2 tRNA genes and 3 rRNA genes are annotated in these 5,874 nt (G+C 43.9%); all 5 read right to left on the reverse strand.

Features of this window, described 5'->3' with window-relative positions:
- Window positions 1–506: 506 nt before the first annotated feature.
- Window positions 507–622 (reverse strand): 5S ribosomal RNA (gene rrf, locus CCY98_RS08350).
- A gap of 88 nt (window positions 623–710) precedes the next feature.
- A 23S ribosomal RNA gene (locus CCY98_RS08355) occupies window positions 711–3,595 on the reverse strand.
- 198 nt (window positions 3,596–3,793) lie between these two features.
- A tRNA-Ala gene (locus CCY98_RS08360) sits at window positions 3,794–3,869 on the reverse strand.
- A 2-nt stretch (window positions 3,870–3,871) separates the two neighbouring features.
- Window positions 3,872–3,948: transfer RNA gene (locus tag CCY98_RS08365), tRNA-Ile, on the reverse strand.
- Between the two features lie 90 nt (window positions 3,949–4,038).
- A 16S ribosomal RNA gene (locus CCY98_RS08370) occupies window positions 4,039–5,535 on the reverse strand.
- Together the 16S, 23S and 5S rRNA genes with 2 tRNA genes alongside form the textbook arrangement of a ribosomal RNA operon.
- Window positions 5,536–5,874: the final 339 nt, after the last annotated feature.

Here is a 5,874-nt window from a genome sequence, read left to right on the forward strand (position 1 = left end):
TTACCAAACAATCATTAATTAAATATTTCAACGAAAAATATTAATATTAACATAAGGCAGTAAGAGTAATATCAAATATTAATAGTGCAATCTTAATGGTTTAGCGTTTAAATTTTAAAGAGAAGTAGCTCTCAAGTATTCTAACTCCATTCTCCAAATCTAATCTCTTTAATCTTTAATCTCTCATATATCTCCAGCCTATACATTTATAGATTTATATATATTTTTTAGAGAGAATTTAAATATTTTAAAAAGTATTGTAGCTTTTTCAATACTAATATCAATACTAATATCAATACTAATATCAATACTAATAGTAAGAGAATAGTAATATTATTCGTTGAAATATCTAATTTAAGATAGGATAAATCATAAAAAAATCTTTACTATCTTTAAATTCTTTTATCTATTCAATTACTAAATACTAATATCGATAGCAAGAGTGATGTTAAAATTTACAAGGAAGAAATAAAAAGCAGTAAAACTCATTTTCTTTTACACTCTCATCTCCGCACCGTCCTACTTTACCACATCTGAAAGTTGCAGTATCATCAGCGAAGAAGAGCTTAACTTCTAGGTTCGGAATGGAGCTAGGTGGAACCTCTTCTCTATTAGCACGAAGATGACAATGTAAAAAAGCCTATTAGTATCAATCACTAACTAAGATTTAAGAGTGCTTTACACTCATTAAGGCAGTGGCTTAAAGTCTTTATATTAAGCCAATCGGTCTATTAGTAGTAGTCAGCTAAACATATTACTATGCTTACACCCCTACCCTATCAAGCAGGTAGTCTTCCTGCGACCTTCAGGGATTGTTCATCTTGGAGTTGGCTTCACGCTTAGATGCTTTCAGCGTTTATCACATCCATACGTAGCTACGCTGCGATGCCCATAGCAGGACAACAGCTACACCAGTGGTATGTCCATCCCGGTCCTCTCGTACTAGGGACAGATCTCCTCAACAATCCTACGCCCACGGCAGATAGGGACCGAACTGTCTCACGACGTTCTGAACCCAGCTCGCGTACCGCTTTAAATGGCGAACAGCCATACCCTTGGGACCTGCTCCAGCCCCAGGATGCGATGAGCCGACATCGAGGTGCCAAACCTCCCCGTCGATGTGAGCTCTTGGGGGAGATCAGCCTGTTATCCCCGGGGTACCTTTTATCCTTTGAGCGATGACCCTTCCACACAGAATCACCGGATCACTATGACCGACTTTCGTCTCTGCTTGACTTGTTTGTCTTACAGTCAGGCTGGCTTATGCCATTACACTCTACAAATGATTTCCAACCATTTTGAGCCAACCTTTGCAAGCCTCCGTTACTTTTTAGGAGGCGACCGCCCCAGTCAAACTACCCACCAGGCATTGTCCTACTAGAGGATAACTCTAGCTAGTTAGCAGACAGAAACATTAAGGGTGGTATCTCAACGATGGCTCCATCTCTACCAGAGTAAAGATTTCATAGCCTCCCACCTATGCTGCGCATAATGCTCCCATCGGCAGTGCCAAGCTGTAGTAAAGGTCCACGGGGTCTTTCCGTCTTGCCGCGGGTAGGAGGAATTTTCACCTCCACTACAATTTCACTGAATCACTCTTTGAGACAGCTCCCATCTCGTTACGCCATTCATGCAGGTCGGTATTTAACCGACAAGGAATTTCGCTACCTTAGGACCGTTATAGTTACGGCCGCCGTTTACTCGGGCTTCAATTCAAAGCTTCGCCTTGCGGCTGACTAATCCTCTTAACCTTCGAGCACCGGGCAGGCGTCACACCTTATACTTCCTCTTACGAGTTGGCAAAGTGCTGTGTTTTTGGTAAACAGTCGGGAGGGACTCTTTGCTGAGACCTAATTACTTAGGCACACCTTATCGCGAACTTACGGTGTTAGTTTGCAGAGTTCCTTAAAGAGAGTTCTTTCACGCGCCTTAGAATACTCATCTCATCTACCTGTGTCGGTTTGCGGTACGGGCAACATTAGCTAAACTTAGAAGCTTTTCTTGGCACGACGATCTTAACAATTCTCTCATCCATCCGAAGACTTCAGAAAGCCTGTTGGGTTTGGGATACGGGAGCGGATTTGCCAATCTCCTAACTTGCACCCTTCGGCTAGCATTTCTATCGGCTAGCTTGTCTTGACCCTATGCGTCCCTCCATCGCACACTAATGTTGGTATTGGAATATTAACCAATTTTCCATCGACTACCCCTTTCGGACTTGTCTTAGGACCCGACTAACCCTACGATGACGAGCATAGCGTAGGAAACCTTAGATTTACGGCGAAGTGGATTCTCACCACTTTTATCGCTACTCATTCCTGCATGCTCACTTCACACCGCTCCACCACTCCTTACCGGTATGGCTTCAACGCTGATGTGAACGCTCTTCTACCACTGTGCATCAGCACAATCTACAACTTCGGTGTCTATCTTAGCCCCGTTATATTTTCAGCGCAAAATCACTAGACCAGTGAGCTGTTACGCTATCTTTAAAGGATGGCTGCTTCTAAGCCAACCTCCTGGTTGTCTAAGTAACTTCACATCTTTTTCCACTTAGAATAGAACTTTGGGACCTTAGTTGGTAGTCTGGGTTGTTCCCCTTTAGACGATTGATTTTATCACCCACCGCCTGACTCCCAAGATACGGTAATAGGTATTCGTAGTTTGACAGGGGTTGGTACCGCGGTGAGCAGCCCTAGCCCAATCAGAGCTCTACCCCCTATTACTATCACTTGAGGCTATACCTAAATATATTTCGAAGAGAACCAGCTATCACTGAGTTTGATTGGCCTTTCACCCCTATCCACAGCTCATCCCAACCCGTTTCAATGGGTACGAGTTCAGTCCTCCGGTGGGTGTTACCCCACTTTCAACTTGGCCATGGATAGATCACTCAGCTTCGGGTCTGCAGCATCTGACTTAATCGCCCTTTCAGACTCGCTTTCGCTACGGCTTCACATTAGTTTAACCTTGCCAGATACCACAACTCGCAGGATCATTATGCAAAAGGCAGTCCATCACCCTGATAAATCATAGGGCTCTGAATGATTGTAGGCAAATGGTTTCAGGTTCTATTTCACTCCGCTCACTGCGGTTCTTTTCACCTTTCCCTCACGGTACTGGTTCGCTATCGGTGTAGTAGTAGTATTTAGGGTTGGAGGGTGGTCCCCCCAGCTTCAGCCCGGATTTCACGTGTCCTGACCTACTCTGGATCCTGCTACCTAAAAATACTCTTTCATATACGGGACTATCACCCTCTATGGCTATCCTTTCCAGAATGTTCTATTAGAGTATTTTAGTGGATATTGCAGTCCTCAACCCCGAATGCAAGCATTCGGTTTGCCCTATTCCCCTTTCGCTCGCCGCTACTAAGAGAATCTCGTTTGATTTCTTTTCCTCTAGTTACTGAGATGTTTCACTTCACTAGGTTCGCTCCATTTAAGGTAATATGTATTGCTACATATTGGGTTGCCCCATTCGGAAATCTAGGGATCAAAGCTTCTTGACAGCTCCCCCTAGCTTATCGCAGTCTAGTACGTCCTTCATCGCCTCTACTACCCAAGGCATCCACCATTTGCCCTTCACAAGCTTAACTGACTTTATTCTAACGCCACTGCCTTAAAGAATGTAAATCTCTAAGATTAACAATCTTTAGGCAAATCTTTAGTTATTTATTTGCGTGATTGTAGTTATTTACTTATATAGGCTTTAACAATGAGTTTTTAAATAACTTTTAGACTTAAAAAGTCTAATGTGAATCTTAAGATTAAAAAACTCACATTAAACTTTTTAATGGTGGAGAATAGCGGGATCGAACCGCTGACCTCCTGCGTGCAAAGCAGGCGCTCTCCCAGCTGAGCTAATTCCCCAATGGTGGGCTTAGGAGGACTTGAACCTCCGACCTCACCCTTATCAGGGGTGCGCTCTAACCACCTGAGCTATAAGCCCCTACTCTAAAGCTTTGATGATCTCTGAAAACTAAGCAGGAAAAGACTTCCTTATTCAACTAAATAAATGAATATTTAGTTATGTCTCTTGAAAGGAGGTGATCCAACCGCAGGTTCACCTACGGTTACCTTGTTACGACTTCACCCCAGTCGCTGCATCCGCCGTGGGCGGTAACTAGTTTAGTATTCCGACTTAAGGCGAATACAACTCCCATGGTGTGACGGGCGGTGAGTACAAGACCCGGGAACGTATTCACCGTGACATGGCTGATTCACGATTACTAGCGATTCCAGCTTCATGTAGTCGAGTTGCAGACTACAATCCGAACTGAGAGATGTTTTAGAGATTGGCTCCACTTCACAGTATTGCATCTCTTTGTGCACCCCATTGTAGCACGTGTGTAGCCCTAGGCGTAAGGGCCATGATGACTTGACGTCGTCCTCACCTTCCTCCTCCTTACGAAGGCAGTCTCCTTAGAGTGCTCAGCCAAACTGTTAGCAACTAAGGACGAGGGTTGCGCTCGTTGCGGGACTTAACCCAACATCTCACGACACGAGCTGACGACAGCCGTGCAGCACCTGTTTTCAAGCTCCCTAAAAGGGCACTCCACTATCTCTAGTAGATTCTATCAATGTCAAGCCTAGGTAAGGTTCTTCGCGTATCCTCGAATTAAACCACATGCTCCACCGCTTGTGCGGGTCCCCGTCTATTCCTTTAAGTTTTAATCTTGCGACCGTACTCCCCAGGCGGAATGCTTAATGCGTTAGCTGCATTACTGCAAGGACAAGCCTCACAACAACTAGCATTCATCGTTTAGGGCGTGGACTACCAGGGTATCTAATCCTGTTTGCTCCCCACGCTTTCGCGCATCAGCGTCAGTAATGTTCCAGCAGGTCGCCTTCGCAATGAGTATTCCTCTTGATCTCTACGGATTTTACCCCTACACCAAGAATTCCACCTACCTCTCCCATACTCTAGAGTAACAGTTTCAAATGCAGTTCTATGGTTAAGCCATAGGATTTCACATCTGACTTGCTACCCCGCCTACGCGCTCTTTACGCCCAGTGATTCCGAGTAACGCTTGCACCCTCCGTATTACCGCGGCTGCTGGCACGGAGTTAGCCGGTGCTTATTCGTTAGATACCGTCATAATCTTCTCTAACAAAAGGAGTTTACAATCCGAAAACCTTCATCCTCCACGCGGCGTTGCTGCTTCAGGGTTTCCCCCATTGAGCAATATTCCCTACTGCTGCCTCCCGTAGGAGTCTGGACCGTGTCTCAGTTCCAGTGTGTCCGATCACCCTCTCAGGCCGGATACCCGTCATAGCCTTGGTGAGCCATTACCTCACCAACAAGCTGATAGGACATAGGCTGATCCTTTAGCGAAAAACTTTCCCCCGTAGGGAGTATCTAGTATTAATCACCGTTTCCAGTGGCTATCCCAGACTAAAGGGCACATAACCTATGCATTACTCACCCGTGCGCCACTAATCCACTTCTAGCAAGCTAGAAGCTTCATCGTTCGACTTGCATGTATTAGGCACGCCGCCAGCGTTCACTCTGAGCCAGGATCAAACTCTCCATAAAAAATGGGGAGTTTAGAATCTTAATAGAAAGACTTAAACTCTCCACAAAATAAATTGGATTGTTTGTCCTAAAATCTCAAAATCTCTGTTTTTAGATTTGCAGTTTAAAACTACAAAGTCATAAATGAGTTATGTTGTATGATTTTAGAAATATAAAAAGAATAAAAATAATTTCTAGGTTGTCTTTTATATTCCTGCTTAGTTGTCAAAGATCATTTTAACTTTAAAACTATACTATATTAATGTATATAAAGCCAAAAGAACACTTTTTTTATTTCAAAAAAGGAAGTGGAATTATAGCAGCATAAGCTTAAGGGAAGATTAAAATAAAAGGGATTGA

Origin of the sequence: Helicobacter sp. 11-8110, assembly GCF_003288905.1 — a bacterium.
GTDB lineage: Bacteria > Campylobacterota > Campylobacteria > Campylobacterales > Helicobacteraceae > Helicobacter_D > Helicobacter_D colisuis.